Raw genomic sequence first — 12,592 nt, forward strand, 5'->3', positions numbered from 1 at the left:
GAGTACGGCCCATGTGGCTCGCCCAGGAAGTGATCCGCCAGAAGCGCGATGGCCTGGAGCTGTCCGCTACGGACCTCCAGCGCCTGGTCCTCGGCATCGCCGACGACAGCCTCAGCGAAGGCCAGATTGCCGCCTTCGCCATGGCTACCCTGCTGCGCGGCATGACCGCCGCCGAACGTACCGCCCTGACCCTGGCCATGCGCGACAGCGGTCAGGTGCTGCACTGGGACCTGCCTGGTCCGGTGGTGGACAAGCACTCCACCGGGGGCGTGGGCGATCTCACCAGCCTGGTGCTGGCGCCCCTGCTCGCCGCCTGCGGCTGCCATGTGCCGATGATTTCCGGACGCGGCCTGGGTCATACCGGTGGCACCCTGGACAAGCTGGAAAGTATTCCCGGCTACCGCATCCGCCCTGGCCTCGCGCGGTTTCGCCAGGTGGTGGCCGAGGTGGGCTGCGCCATCGTCGGTCCCGATGCCGACCTGGCGCCAGCCGATCGCCGGTTGTATGCCATCCGCGATGTCACCGCCACGGTGGAGTCGGTGGATCTGATCACCGCCTCCATCCTGGCCAAGAAACTGGCCGCTGGCCTGGATGTGCTGGTCATGGACGTCAAGACTGGCGGCGGTGCCTTCATGGCCGAGACAACGGCGGCGCAACGCCTGGCCGACAGCCTGGTCGAGGTGGCCGAGGCGGCGGGGGTACGTACCCGTTCGCTCATCACCGACATGAGTCAGCCCCTGGCCCGCAGTGCCGGCAATGCTCTGGAAGTGGAGGAGGCCATCGCCCTGCTGGCCGGCGACGTCCGCAGCGAACGCCTCTGGCGGGTGATCCAGGCCCTGGCCGAGGAGGCGCTGCAGCTGGCCGGACTGGCGGAGGATGCCGCGACGGCCGAGCATCTGGTGCTGGATGCCTGGCGCAGTGGCGCTGCCCTGGAACGTTTCTCGGCCATGAATCGGGCGCTCGGGGGCCCGCCGGACCTGACCGACCGACCCTGGCAGCATCTGCCCCGGGCGGCGGTGGTGCGGGCCGTCCATCCAGCGCGACCTGGGTGGGTACAGCAGGTCGATACCCGCGCCCTCGGCCTGCTGGTGGTCGAGCTGGGTGGTGGCCGGCAACGCCCCGACGCCGACATAGACCCTGCCGTGGGCCTGGCCGAGTTGGCGCTGCCGGGCGAACGGGTAGGGGAGGAGCGACCGCTGGGCCTGATCCATGCCCAGGATACCGCCAGCGCAGAGCGGGCCGCCGCGCAGTTACAGGCAGCCTACTCGCTTGGCGAGGAACGGCCGGCAGCCAGCATGCCGCCCGTGCTGGATCGGCGCTAGTCACCAAATCGCAGACAAAAAAAGACCCGGCAGAGCCGGGTCCAAAACCGTGATTAGCCTGATGAGGAGATAACCCGAAAGACCAACTGCTGGACCTTCAGTTATCGACCGATCTCGCGACCGGCTGAGTTGAATAATAACAATTCTCATTCCATCGTCAAGCGTATTCGAGAATATTTCTTAATTACTGGCGGAAGGCTGTTCCGCAGCGCTGCGCAGGCGGGTGACTTCCTTGTTCAGGGTGTTGATATGGCGCGCCATGTTCTCGATCAGGCTGTGGGCAATGCGCGGGGTGGTTTCCATCAGCGAGACGAACTGGTCCTGGGGAATCACCAGCACCGCGCAGGAGGTCTTGGCGATGACGCTGGCGGTACGCGGCGTATGTGTGAAGACCGCCAGCGCCCCGACGATTTCGTCCTGGCAGACCTCGCCAACCTTGCAGCCATCCACCCAGGCCTCGGCATGCCCCTCGGTGATGACGAAGACATGCTCGGCGGAGTCGCCCTGGCGAATGATGACCTCGCCAGCGGCATAGCGGCGAAAACCGGTCGCGGGCTGGGTGACTGGCGGCTTCAGGCGGATCAGCGCCTGCGCGAGCAGGGATTGCTGGCCGAGCATGTAGCGCAGCAGGGCATCGCGTTGGGCGGGAGTAGCGGTGGCCGCGGTAAGGAAGGCCTCCCGGTCATAGGGTTGCACCAGGACGTCGGCCTCGCTCTCGTAATTGAGCGTGGGCAGATCCAGGGGGCGCCCCAGGCCGATCAAGTCGCCTTCGTCGAGCTGGAACAGCGCCCGCTGATCCAGGACCACGCGCAATGGCCCGCGCTGGATCAGATAGACCTCATCGTTACGCATCCAGTCCTGCAGCAGCGCCGCCGGACTTAGCTGCAGCGGCTGCCGACTCGGCGCCATACCACTGAGCAGCTGCGCAGGAATGGCTTGCAGCGTCTGGCGCAACTGATCGACATAGGGGGGCTGATCGCCGATGAGGTACATGGTGCCAATTCCTTCTTGTTACGCAGAGGTTGTGACGTGGGTCGCACGATAAGCCGCTCGTCGGCGACCGTAAATCCACAACTCTGCGAGCTGTGACGGAACGCTTGTTCTGCCTTCCAAGAGGTCGCGATCAGGCCTCGGCGCGACCCAGGCGGCGCAGCAGGCGAGCCGGCAGGGCCTCCAGCTGTCCGGCCTGACCCAGCGCCACGATCAGCGCGCGATCCTGCTCGGCGGGCTCCAGCGGATCCTGCGCCTGACGCTGCGCCGCTACAACCGCGAGGGTGGCTTCGGAAGGGTCCGTTCCTTCGGCCTGCCGCTCCTGCAACCAGTGTGCGATGAGCGCGTCGTCCGCCTGGCAATCGATGAACAACAGCGGGACACCCTGGGCTTCCGCCAGCGTCTGGGCCGCCGTCCGTTGCACCTGCTTGAGGTAGGTCGCGTCGAGTACCAGCGGATAGCCGGCCGCCAGCACCTGGGCGCCGATCTCGTGCAGGCGGCCATAGGTGGCTTCGCCCGCCGCCGCGCTATAGCGGGTGGCCTCGTCGCTGTCGGCATAGAGTCGCTTGCGTTCGACGTCGGATCTCAGGCGTATGGCGCCAAGCGCCTCGACCAGGGCCAGGGCCACGGTGCTCTTGCCGATGCCCGAGACCCCGTGCATCACCGCCGCGAAGGGCTGGGGCACCTGGGTATAGCCTTCGGCCAGCGCCGTGTAGCTGCGATAGCTGGCAAGGATCTCGGCGCGCAGGGCCGGCTCCTCGGCCTGGCCCAGGCGGAACAGGGCGATCTTGGCGCGCACCATGGCGCGATAGGCCTTGTAGAAGTCCAGCAAGGCCAAGCCGGCGTAGTCGCCGGTCGCCTCGAAGTAGGCGTTGACGAATCTGTTGCTCAGCGCCGCGAGGCCGCGGTCCTCCAGGTCCATGGCCAGGAAGCCGGCATCGCCCATGGTGTCGGTCAGGCGGAAGGGTTCGTTGAACTCGATGCAGTCGAACAGCACCACCTCGCCATCGAGCAGGGTGGCATTGGCCAGGTGGATGTCGCCGTGGCATTCGCGGATGTAGCCGTCGCGGCAGCGTGCCTCGAACAGTGGCAGCAGGCGGGCGTAGCTGGCTTCGGCCCAGGCTTCGAGCTGGTCCAGCTGCCTGAGGTCGGCCGCTTCGCTCAACATGGCGCGGATCTGCTCGAAGTTTTGCCGCACCGGCGCCATGGCGGCATCCGAGGTGCACAGCGGATGCTCGATCGCGACCTGGGGGGCCACCTGATGGAAGCGGGCGATCTGCTCGGCCAGGGCGTCGATGTGCGCCGGGCTCAGCTCTCCGCGCTTCTGCACTTCGCTGAGCAGCTGGCTCTGGGGGAATTCACGCATGCGCAGGGCGTATTCGATGACCGGACCGTCGCCACCCAGCTGGGGGGCGCTTTCAGTGCCGGTGATGGCCACCACGTCCTGGTAGAGATCGCGTGTCAGGCGCTGGTTGAGCCGCAGCTCTTCCCGGCAGAAGTGACCTCGCGCGTCCAGGTCGGTGAAGTCCAGAAAACCGAAGTTCACCGGCTTCTTGATCTTGTAGGCAACCTCGCCCGTCAGCACGACCCAGGAAATATGGGTTTCGATGACGCGGAACGCCGAAGTGGGGTGGGGATAGAGCGCCGGGTTCTGCAGGGCGGAAATCAGGAGCTGGCTCACGGGCGGTCCTTGTAGGGAATGGTTGCCGGCATTATCGCTGCCAGGGCTGCCCACGCAAGCCGCGATCCCGCCGGAGGCTCCCTTGAACCGCAGCTGACGAAGCGCTGGCTGGCCTGTGTCGGCTACCGGGCAAGTGCGTATAATGCGCCGCCATGAAGCGACCCCGATCCTCTCGTTCCCGCAAGCGCAAGACCTTTGATTGGCGCCGTCTGTCCGGTTGGGCAGTCAAGCTCGGTCTGGTCGCGCTGGTAGCCCTGGCTGGCGTGTGCATCTATCTGGATGCCGTGGTCCAGGAAAAATTCTCTGGCAAACGCTGGACCATTCCGGCCAAGGTCTATGCCCGGCCGCTGGAGTTGTTCAATGGCGTCAAGCTCAGCCGCGACGACTTCCTCACCGAGCTCGATGCCCTCGGCTATCGCCGCGAAAAGACCGTGGACGGCCCTGGCAGCGTCTCCGTGGGCGCCTCCACGGTCGATCTGAATGCCCGTGGGTTCCAGTTCTATGAAGGAATGGAGCCGCCCCGAGCGATCCGGGTCCGCTTCGCCGGTGGCACCGTTTCGGGTGTCAGTGCCCTGGACGGCAGCAACCTCGCCGTGGCTCGTCTGGAGCCGCTGATGATCGGTGGCATCTATCCGGCGCACAACGAAGATCGCATTCTCATCAAGCTCGACCAGGCCCCACCGCACCTGGTCGATGGCCTGGTAGCTGTGGAAGACCGGGAGTTCTGGCATCACCATGGTGTCTCGCCCAAGTCCATCGCGCGCGCCGTCTGGGTCAACGCCACCAGCGGTCAGGTACGCCAGGGCGGCAGCACCCTGACCCAGCAGCTGGTCAAGAACTTCTATCTCACCAACGAGCGCAGCATCACCCGCAAGGGCACCGAAGCGCTGATGGCCCTGCTCCTGGAGCTGCACTACAGCAAGCAGGAAATCCTCGAGGCCTATCTCAACGAGGTGTTCCTCGGCCAGGACGGTTCGCGCGCCATCCATGGCTTCGGTCTGGCCGCGCAGTACTTCTTCGGGCAGCCCTTCAGCGAGCTGAAGCTGCATCAGGTCGCCCTGCTGGTCGGCCTGGTGAAGGGCCCGTCCTACTACAATCCGCGCCGCTACCCCGAGCGCGCCATGACCCGCCGCAACCTGGTACTCGACCTCATGGCCGAGCAGGGCGTGGTCAGCGCCACCGAAGCCGAGGCGGCCAAGGCTCGGCCACTGGGCATCACCAAGGCCGGCAGCCTGACCAACAGCTCCTTCCCGGCCTTCGTCGACCTGGTCAAGCGCCAGCTCAAGCAGGACTACCGCGACGAAGACCTCACCGAGGAAGGCCTGCGCATCTTCACCAGCTTCGACCCCATTCTGCAGACCAAGGCCGAGGCGGCCATGGCCGAGTCCATGAAGCGCATCGACGGCCGCAAGGGCGCGGAAAACGTCGAGTCGGCCATGGTGGTGACCAATCCGGAAACCGGTGAGGTCCAGGCCCTGCTCGGCGGTCGCGATCCGCGCTTCGCCGGCTACAACCGGGCACTCGATGCGGTCCGTCAGGTTGGCTCGCTGATCAAGCCGGCGGTCTATCTCACTGCCCTGGAGCGGCCCAGCAAGTACACCCTGACCACCCTGATCCAGGACGAGCCCTTCTCGGTAAAGGGTGCCGACGGCCAGGTCTGGCGGCCGCAGAACTATGAGCACAAGGCGCACGGCACCATCTTCCTCTACCAGGGGCTGGCGCACTCCTACAACCTGTCCACGGCCCGCCTGGGCCTGGACCTGGGGCTGCCCGAGGTGCTCAAGACCGTCGAGCGCCTGGGTGTGAGCCGCGCCTTGCCGCCTTATCCGGCGACCCTGCTCGGTGCCGGCGCCCTGACGCCCATGGAAGTGGCGACCATGTACCAGACGCTGGCCAATGGTGGCTTCAATACCCCGCTGCGCAGTATCCGCAGCGTGCTCGATGCCAATGGCGAGCCGCTCAAGCGCTATCCCTTCCAGATCGAGCAGCGCTTCGATACCGGCGCCATCTACCTGGTGCAGTACGCCATGCAGCGGGTGATGCGCGAGGGCACCGGGCGTTCGGTCTACAACCAGATTCCCACCAGCGTGAATCTGGCGGGCAAGACCGGCACCACCAACGATTCCCGCGACAGCTGGTTCTCCGGCTTCAGCCAGGATCTGCTGGCGGTGGTCTGGCTGGGGCGTGACGACAACGGCAAGACGCCGCTGACCGGCGCCACTGGCGCCCTGCAGGTCTGGAGCAACTTCATGCGCCGTGCCGATCCCGTGTCGCTGGACATGCCGGTGCCGGACAACATCGTCCAGGCCTGGGTGGATGCCACCACCGGCCGCGGCACGGACCCCTCGTGTCCCAATGCGGTACAGATGCCTTATATTCGCGGCAGTGAGCCGCCGCCCGGGGTTGCCTGTGGCGCGCCGGCTGCGCCTGCTGCCAGCGGGAACGGCAACGGCGGCAATCCGGTCATGGACTGGGTCAAGGGTTGGTTGAATTGAGAGGTTCCAAGGTGACGAAAGCAGTCTGGCCGGTAGTGATCGCCGGTGTTCTTCTCGCCGGTTGCGCCGCGCCGCAGCGTGGTGCCATCCCGGTAGTAGATTCCGGCGGCCCGGTGTCCAACGGCGAGCTCTATCGCCAGGGCAACAATCGCCCCTTGCCGGCGCAGCGCCAGGCACCGGTGGCTGCGGCGCCTAGCGCCCCGGCCGATTCCGGGGTGACGGTCATGGTGCCGGGCGGCAGTTCCGCGCCATTGGAGACCTATGCCGCGCCCGCCGCCTCCGCGCCGCTGATTACCTCGTCCAGCCCCAATGCGCCAGCCGCCCAGGCGCCGGTGCAGTCCGGCTACGCTCAGCCGGTCTATCCCCCTGCCAGTCAGGCTGGCTCCCCGGCCACCCGTACGGCGCCCACCGGCATACCCTCCGCAAGCAACACCAGTGGTGGTGGCCTGGCGGCCGACGAGCAGCTCGATGGCCCGGTGCTGGCCTTGCTGACCACTGCGCAGCAGCAGCAGAGCGGTGGCGATCTCAACGGCGCATCCTCGAGTCTTGAGCGTGCCCAGCGCATCGCGCCCCGCGAGCCTCAGGTGCTCTATCGCCTGGCCCAGGTGCGTTTGGCCCAGAACGACCCCGCCCAGGGTGAGCAGCTGGCGCGCCGCGCCCTGAGCTACGCCAATGGCCGGCCGGCTCTGCAGGCCAGTCTCTGGCAGCTGATCGCCCAGGCCCGAGAGGCCCAGGGCGATGCGTCCGGCGCCGCCCTGGCCCGGCAGAAGGCCCAGGTGGGTACCTGATGGACGAGCGCCTGCCTGCCCTGGCCGATCAACTGCTGCACATCGAGCGCGAATTGCGCCTGCTCGGCTGGTGGTCGGCGCAGGCGCCCAGCGCCGAGGCCCTGGCCAGTCAGGAGCCTTTCTGCGTCGATACCCTGAGCTTCGCCCAGTGGCTGCAGTGGATCTTCCTGCCGCGGATGAAGCTGATCATCGAAAGCGACGCGGTACTGCCAGCGCGGTCGAGCATCCGGCCGATGGCAGAGATGGTCTACCAGGGCAACCTCGATCCGGTGTTGCCCCTGCTCGCTTCCCTGGCCGAATTCGATCGGCTCATCGAAAGCGTCTGAGTTATTTGCCGCAATTCTGCTCGATGGACAACTGGGTGTCGGCCAGTCGCTGCTGACGCTCTTCCTCGCTCAGCCGCCGCGTCTCGCCGCGACCGGACTGAACCAGGATGCGCGGGTTGTTGCGCAGCTGTGCCAGATTCTGGCGCGCCTGATCGCACTGCTCCTTGAGCTTGTTCTGCTCCTCGCGCACCTGCGCCTTCACCCGGCGATCCAGCTCCTGTTGCTGGGCATCATTGGACACCGACGGCTGCTGGGCGCCATTGGGCATCTTGTAGGTGGGTGCGCTGCCACTGCCATTGATCTGCGGCGCCGTCTTCACGTCCACCTCGTTGGCCTTCTGGCCTTCGGGTGGCTGGGCACTGAAATGGGTGACGCCCTTGTCGTCGGTCCACTTGTAGACCTGAGCGGCCTGGGCGGACAGGCTGCAGGCGAAAGCCAGAGCGGATAGCCAGAAGATCGAGCGCATGGGAATCCTGGAAGGGGAGAGGACAGGACTTCACTATAAGAGGTGGCGTCGTCCTTTTCATCAGCCTTAATCGCCGACAGCCGATTGCGCCTGGTTGCACCTTTCGGCTTGACTTGCACCGGTCGAATGCGAACAATCCAAAGTTCGCTGTAGCGAGTCGGCCCAAAGCTGACTGCTCGGCAGACCATGAGGTGCCTACCCGCGCCGCCACAGTCAAATACCCTGCACCGCGTTACCTCGCGTCGGGTGGAAGCTCCAGCATTCATCGGAATCTTCCAACAAGGCTTTCTAGGCAGCTGAATCGTCGGTGACCACCGTCGCCCATGCTCTGCCTTGCAGTCAACCGAACCTTGAGCGTCCCCGATGGGCGCTCGCCATGCGTGGAATGAGGTGATACGTGGAGCTATTAACTGGCGCTGAGATGGTCGTCCGCTTCTTGCGCGACGAGGGCGTGAAACACATCTACGGGTACCCGGGCGGTGCCCTGCTGCACATCTACGACGCCCTGTTCAAGGAACCGGCGCTTAACCACATCCTGGTTCGCCACGAACAGGCCGCCACCCACATGGCCGATGGCTATGCTCGTGCTACCGGCAAGGCTGGCGTGGTCCTGGTGACTTCGGGTCCCGGGGCGACCAACGCTGTCACCGGTATCGCCACCGCCTACATGGACTCCATCCCCATGGTGGTCCTGTCCGGTCAGGTACCGAGCAACATGGTGGGCACCGATGCCTTCCAGGAAACCGACATGGTCGGTATCTCCCGGCCGATCGTGAAGCACAGCTTCATCATCAAACACCCTTCCGAGATCCCCGAAGTCCTCAAGAAGGCCTTCTATCTCGCCGAGTCCGGCCGCCCCGGTCCGGTAGTGGTCGACATTCCCAAGGACATGGGTGATCCGACCAAGAAATTCGAATACGTCTATCCCAAGAAGATCAAGCTGCGCTCCTACAATCCGGCGCAACGCGGCCACTCCGGGCAGATCCGCAAGGCGGTCGAGATGCTGGTGGCAGCCAAGCGGCCGATCCTCTATGCCGGTGGCGGCGTCATCCTGGGCGGTGCCTCGGGCGCCCTCACCGAGCTGGCACGCCTGCTCAACCTGCCGGTCACCAATACCCTGATGGGATTGGGCGCCTACCCGGGCAGCGATCGCCAGTTCCTCGGCATGCTCGGCATGCACGGCAGTTACCCGGCCAACTTGGCCATGCACCACAGCGACGTCATCCTCGCCGTCGGTGCGCGCTTCGATGACCGCGTCATCAACGGTGCCAAACGCTTTTGCCCGAATGCCAAGATCATCCACGTCGACATCGATCCGGCGTCCATCTCCAAGACCATCAAGGCCGATGTACCCATTGTCGGTCCGGTGGACAGCGTTCTCGCCGAGATGGTCGCCGTGGTGCGCGAGCTGAGCGAGAAGCCGCACGCCGAGAGTCAGGCTACCTGGTGGAAGCAGATCGAAGAGTGGCGCGGTAACCGTGGCATGTTCCCCTATGACAAGGGCGACGGCAGCATCATCAAGCCGCAGACTGTCATCGAGACCCTGTACGACGTGACCGCGGGCGATGCCTACATCACCTCCGATGTCGGCCAGCACCAGATGTTCGCCGCCCAGTACTACCTGTACGACAAGCCCAATCGCTGGATCAACTCCGGCGGCCTGGGCACCATGGGCTTCGGCTTCCCGGCGGCCATGGGCGTCAAGCTCAACTTCCCGGACGCCGACGTCGCCTGCGTCACCGGCGAAGGCAGCGTGCAGATGAACATCCAGGAGCTCTCCACCTGCATGCAGTACGACCTGCCGGTGAAGATCATCTGCCTCAACAATGGCGCCCTGGGCATGGTCCGCCAGTGGCAGGACATGCAGTACAGCAGCCGTTACTCCCACTCCTACATGGAATCCCTGCCGGACTTCGTCAAGCTGGCCGAGGCCTATGGCCACGTCGGCATGCGCATCCAGCGTCTGGAAGACCTCAAGCCGATGATGGCCGAAGCCTTCGCCATGAAGGATCGCCTGGTCTTCCTCGACATCGCCGTGGACAACACCGAACACGTCTACCCGATGCAGATCAAGGATGGCGCGATGCGCGACATGTGGCTGAGCAAGACGGAGCGGACCTGAACATGAGACACATCATCTCCCTGCTGCTGGAAAACGAGCCCGGCGCCCTGTCCCGTGTGGTCGGCCTGTTCTCTCAGCGCAACTACAACATCGAAAGCCTCACGGTTGCCGCGACCGAGGATCCGACCCTATCGCGCCTGACCCTGACTACCATCGGCCAGGAAGAGACGGTCGAGCAGATCACCAAGAACCTCAACAAGCTCATCGAGGTGGTGAAGCTGGTCAACCTGTCCGAGAGCGCTCACATCGAGCGTGAACTCCTGCTGATCAAGGTCAAGGCCACTGGTGCCCAGCGTGCCGAGGTCAAGCGCACCACCGATATCTTTCGCGGCCAGATCGTCGATGTCGGCAGCAGCGTGTATACCATTCAGCTGGCGGGCACCAGCGAGAAGATCGACAGCTTCATCCAGGCGATCGGCGCTGCGTCCATCCTTGAGGTGGTACGTAGCGGCGTGACCGGAATTTCCCGTGGCGACAAAGCCCTGAGCATCTGATACCCCTTTTCCAGGAGAACCTGCAATGCGCGTTTACTACGATAAAGACTGTGACCTTTCCATCATCCAGGGCAAGAAGGTCGCCATCATCGGCTACGGCTCCCAGGGTCACGCCCACGCCTGCAACCTGAAAGACTCCGGCGTCGATGTCGTCGTCGGTCTGCGCAGCGGCTCGGCCACTGTCGCCAAGGCCGAAGCCCATGGCCTGACCGTCAAGCCGGTAAAGGACGCTGTGGCTTCCGCCGACGTGGTCATGATCCTGACCCCCGACGAATTCCAGTCCAAGCTGTACAAGGACGAGATTGAGCCGAACCTGAAGCAGGGTGCCACCCTGGCTTTCGCTCATGGTTTCGCCATCCACTACAACCAGGTCGTGCCCCGCGCTGATCTGGACGTCATCATGATCGCCCCCAAGGCCCCGGGTCACACCGTGCGCTCCGAGTTCGTCAAAGGCGGTGGCATTCCTGATCTGGTCGCCGTCCACCAGGACGCCTCCGGTAATGCCAAGAACGTCGCCCTGTCCTACGCCTGCGGCGTCGGCGGCGGCCGTACCGGCATCATCGAAACCACCTTCAAAGACGAGACCGAAACCGACCTGTTCGGCGAGCAGGCCGTGCTGTGCGGTGGTGCGGTCGAGCTGGTCAAGGCCGGTTTCGAAACCCTGGTCGAAGCGGGTTATGCCCCTGAAATGGCCTACTTCGAGTGCCTGCACGAACTGAAGCTGATCGTTGACCTCATGTACGAAGGCGGTATCGCCAACATGAACTACTCGATCTCCAACAATGCCGAGTACGGCGAGTACGTGACCGGCCCCGAGGTGATCAACGCCGAGTCGCGCGCTGCCATGAAGAATGCGCTCAAGCGCATCCAGAACGGCGAATACGCCAAGATGTTCGTGGCCGAGGGTGCGTCCAACTACGCTTCCATGACCGCCTACCGTCGCAACAACGCGGCTCACCCGATCGAACAGGTCGGCGAGAAGCTGCGGGCCATGATGCCCTGGATCGCGTCGAACAAGATCGTCGACAAGACGAAGAACTGATCGAGCAGGGCGCCAGCCCTGTAACGAACGGTAAAGACGCGGCCTCGGCCGCGTTTTTTATTGCACTGCCCACGACCCCGGCAATGCCTTAGCATGAGAGGTTAGGCTGAACCCTATCCTCAAGAGGTCAGTCCAACCCGTCAGGTAATGCCCAAGGAAAATCCATGAGCGAGCGTCCCGAAGAAACCCCGTCCAATACCACCACCGATGGCCTCATCCCCGTGGATGAGCACATCGAGGAGACGCAGGACGCCCAGGGTCGCAAGATCAGACGCCGTGGCGTGTACCTGCTGCCCAATCTCTTCACCACTGCGGCCCTCTTTGCTGGTCTCTATTCGATCATCAAGGGTGTCGCGGCTCAGACCGCCTTTATCCAGGGGCAATACGAGATCGCCTCCGCCGGCTTCTCCGCCGCCGCCGCCGCCATCTTCATTGCCATGGTGCTCGATGGCCTGGATGGCCGCGTCGCCCGTATGACTAACACCCAGAGCGCCTTCGGCGAGCAGTACGATTCGCTTTCCGACATGGTCGCCTTCGGCGTGGCTCCAGCCATCTTGGCCTTCCAGTGGGCCCTGAGCGGCCTGGGTAATGTCGGCTGGGCCGTCGCCTTCATCTATGTAGCGGGTGCCGCGTTGCGCCTTGCCCGTTTCAATACCCAAATCGGCTCGGTGGACAAGCGCTACTTCATCGGCCTGGCCAGTCCTTCCGCGGCGGCCCTGGTGGCTGGTACCGTCTGGTGCTTCAGTGACTTCGGCATCCAGGGCTCCAAGCTGTCCCTGCTGGTGGCCCTGATGGTGGCTGCTGCCGGCATGCTCATGGTCAGCAACTTCAAGTACTGGAGCTTCAAGACCCTGGGTCTGAAAGGG

General features: G+C 64.6%; 11 protein-coding genes (1 of these 11 running past the window's edge). 8 read left to right on the forward strand and 3 right to left on the reverse strand.

Annotation, left to right across the window (positions count from 1 at the left end; all coding sequences use genetic code 11):
• Positions 1-11: 11 nt before the first annotated feature.
• The gene (deoA, locus tag APT59_RS02120) at positions 12-1,322 is read left to right on the forward strand and encodes a thymidine phosphorylase (RefSeq protein ID WP_059313343.1); all 1,311 of its coding nucleotides are present in this window, start codon (positions 12-14) and stop codon (positions 1,320-1,322) included.
• A 180-nt stretch (positions 1,323-1,502) separates the two neighbouring features.
• Here the strand turns inward: deoA and APT59_RS02125 are convergent, their stop codons facing one another.
• Positions 1,503-2,315 (reverse strand): cyclic nucleotide-binding domain-containing protein, encoded by an 813-nt coding sequence (locus tag APT59_RS02125; protein WP_059313344.1) that lies wholly within the window; start codon positions 2,313-2,315, stop codon positions 1,503-1,505.
• 130 nt (positions 2,316-2,445) lie between these two features.
• Complete coding sequence (locus APT59_RS02130; protein ID WP_059313345.1) at positions 2,446-3,993, reverse strand: AAA family ATPase; 1,548 nt, start codon at positions 3,991-3,993, stop codon at positions 2,446-2,448.
• Positions 3,994-4,145: 152 nt separating this feature from the next.
• Here APT59_RS02130 and mrcB point away from each other — a divergent pair, with 152 nt between their 5' ends.
• From mrcB to APT59_RS02145, 3 genes are read left to right on the forward strand one after another with little or no spacing between them, the layout of a single operon-like run.
• The gene (gene mrcB / locus APT59_RS02135) at positions 4,146-6,488 is read left to right on the forward strand and encodes a penicillin-binding protein 1B (RefSeq protein WP_059313346.1); all 2,343 of its coding nucleotides are present in this window, start codon (positions 4,146-4,148) and stop codon (positions 6,486-6,488) included.
• 11 nt (positions 6,489-6,499) lie between these two features.
• Entirely contained in the window at positions 6,500-7,276 is a 777-nt protein-coding gene (locus APT59_RS02140) for a tetratricopeptide repeat protein (protein WP_059313347.1), read from the forward strand.
• Positions 7,276-7,602 carry a YqcC family protein gene (locus tag APT59_RS02145; protein ID WP_059313348.1) on the forward strand — a complete coding sequence of 109 codons (327 nt, stop codon included), beginning with the start codon at positions 7,276-7,278 and terminating at the stop codon, positions 7,600-7,602. The genes APT59_RS02140 and APT59_RS02145 overlap by 1 nt, the downstream gene beginning before the upstream one ends.
• A 1-nt stretch (position 7,603) precedes the next feature.
• Here the strand turns inward: APT59_RS02145 and APT59_RS02150 are convergent, their stop codons facing one another.
• Complete coding sequence (locus tag APT59_RS02150) at positions 7,604-8,068, reverse strand: DUF4124 domain-containing protein (protein ID WP_059313349.1); 465 nt, start codon at positions 8,066-8,068, stop codon at positions 7,604-7,606.
• Positions 8,069-8,465: 397 nt separating this feature from the next.
• Here APT59_RS02150 and APT59_RS02155 point away from each other — a divergent pair, with 397 nt between their 5' ends.
• The 4 genes from APT59_RS02155 to pssA all read left to right on the forward strand — a co-directional run.
• The gene (locus APT59_RS02155) at positions 8,466-10,190 is read left to right on the forward strand and encodes an acetolactate synthase 3 large subunit (protein WP_059313350.1); all 1,725 of its coding nucleotides are present in this window, start codon (positions 8,466-8,468) and stop codon (positions 10,188-10,190) included.
• Positions 10,191-10,192: 2 nt separating this feature from the next.
• Positions 10,193-10,684 (forward strand): acetolactate synthase small subunit, encoded by a 492-nt coding sequence (gene ilvN / locus APT59_RS02160; RefSeq protein ID WP_007159690.1) that lies wholly within the window; start codon positions 10,193-10,195, stop codon positions 10,682-10,684.
• 25 nt (positions 10,685-10,709) lie between these two features.
• Positions 10,710-11,726: a ketol-acid reductoisomerase gene (gene ilvC, locus APT59_RS02165; RefSeq protein ID WP_007159689.1), complete on the forward strand. Its 1,017-nt coding sequence runs from the start codon at positions 10,710-10,712 to the stop codon at positions 11,724-11,726.
• A 164-nt stretch (positions 11,727-11,890) separates the two neighbouring features.
• Positions 11,891-12,592, forward strand: the 5' portion of a protein-coding gene (gene pssA / locus APT59_RS02170; RefSeq protein WP_059313351.1) for a CDP-diacylglycerol--serine O-phosphatidyltransferase. The gene runs 153 nt beyond the window's last position; the window shows 702 of its 855 coding nt (coding positions 1-702); its start codon is at positions 11,891-11,893; its stop codon lies off the right edge, out of view.

It is taken from the genome of Pseudomonas oryzihabitans (genome assembly GCF_001518815.1).
Lineage (GTDB): Bacteria > Pseudomonadota > Gammaproteobacteria > Pseudomonadales > Pseudomonadaceae > Chryseomonas > Chryseomonas oryzihabitans_E.

Excerpts from the sequence above, each read along its gene's own strand:
- deoA (WP_059313343.1), top strand. The coding sequence starts at position 12 with ATGTGGCTCGCCCAGGAAGTGATCCGCCAGAAGCGCGATGGCCTGGAG.
- APT59_RS02125 (WP_059313344.1), bottom strand. The coding sequence starts at position 2,315 with ATGTACCTCATCGGCGATCAGCCCCCCTATGTCGATCAGTTGCGCCAG.
- mrcB (WP_059313346.1), top strand. The coding sequence starts at position 4,146 with ATGAAGCGACCCCGATCCTCTCGTTCCCGCAAGCGCAAGACCTTTGAT.
- APT59_RS02145 (WP_059313348.1), top strand. The coding sequence starts at position 7,276 with ATGGACGAGCGCCTGCCTGCCCTGGCCGATCAACTGCTGCACATCGAG.
- APT59_RS02150 (WP_059313349.1), bottom strand. The coding sequence starts at position 8,068 with ATGCGCTCGATCTTCTGGCTATCCGCTCTGGCTTTCGCCTGCAGCCTG.
- ilvN (WP_007159690.1), top strand. The coding sequence starts at position 10,193 with ATGAGACACATCATCTCCCTGCTGCTGGAAAACGAGCCCGGCGCCCTG.
- ilvC (WP_007159689.1), top strand. The coding sequence starts at position 10,710 with ATGCGCGTTTACTACGATAAAGACTGTGACCTTTCCATCATCCAGGGC.